A 585-nucleotide genomic window follows, 5' to 3' on the forward strand; every position below is an offset into this window, starting at 1 on the left:
CCTCTTGGGACTGGATGGCGATCGCCTTTTCCTTATTGGCTTCCAGATTGGCCGCCCAAATGTTGAGGGTTCGCGCGTAGTGCTCGCGCAGCAACTGAACTTTCTCAACAGAGAAGCCCGCGGCCTCGCCGAACTTGAAAATGTCTTCCTGTGCAGGCAATTGCCCACCGGGGAAAATTTCTGTGCCAATAAATCGCGCGAACCCTCAACATTTGGGCGGCCAATCTGGAAGCCAATAAGGAAAAGGCGATCGCCATCCAGTCCCAAGAGGTCTACGACAAGTACATGCACTATCTGACGGGCTGCGAGAATTTCTTCCGCAAGGGCACCACCAATGTGGGGCAATTCACGATGGTGAAGTAGGACCTATCAAGTCAGCCCCGAACGGTGATCCGTTCGGGGCTGATTGCTTTTGGCGAGGCGGTTACTTCTCCAGCGTGAATTGATTGACGTCGGTGTAGCCCTGGCGGAACAGCTTCGCGCAACCGGTGAGGTACTTCATGTAGCGGTCGTAGACCTCTTGGGACTGGATGGCCAGGGCCTGCTCTCGATTGGCCTCGAGCGCCTCGGCCCACAGGTCCAACT

1 protein-coding gene and 2 pseudogenes are annotated in these 585 nt (G+C 56.1%); 1 reads left to right on the forward strand and 2 read right to left on the reverse strand.

Annotated features, from left to right (window positions below; all coding sequences use genetic code 11):
• A pseudogene (locus A5760_RS03765) lies at positions 1-202 on the reverse strand (class I SAM-dependent methyltransferase); the annotation flags it as partial.
• On the opposite strand from A5760_RS03765, the pseudogene A5760_RS26545 reads away from it, so the two are divergent.
• A pseudogene (locus A5760_RS26545) lies at positions 196-363 on the forward strand (class I SAM-dependent methyltransferase); the annotation flags it as partial. The pseudogenes A5760_RS03765 and A5760_RS26545 sit on opposite strands and share 7 nt — an antisense overlap.
• 61 nt (positions 364-424) lie before the next feature.
• Here A5760_RS26545 and A5760_RS25945 read toward each other — a convergent pair.
• On the reverse strand, positions 425-585 hold a 161-nt coding region (locus A5760_RS25945; protein WP_196771978.1), incomplete at its 5' end, for a class I SAM-dependent methyltransferase.

It is taken from the genome of Mycobacterium colombiense (assembly GCF_001665835.1).
Taxonomy (GTDB): Bacteria; Actinomycetota; Actinomycetes; order Mycobacteriales; family Mycobacteriaceae; genus Mycobacterium; species Mycobacterium colombiense_A.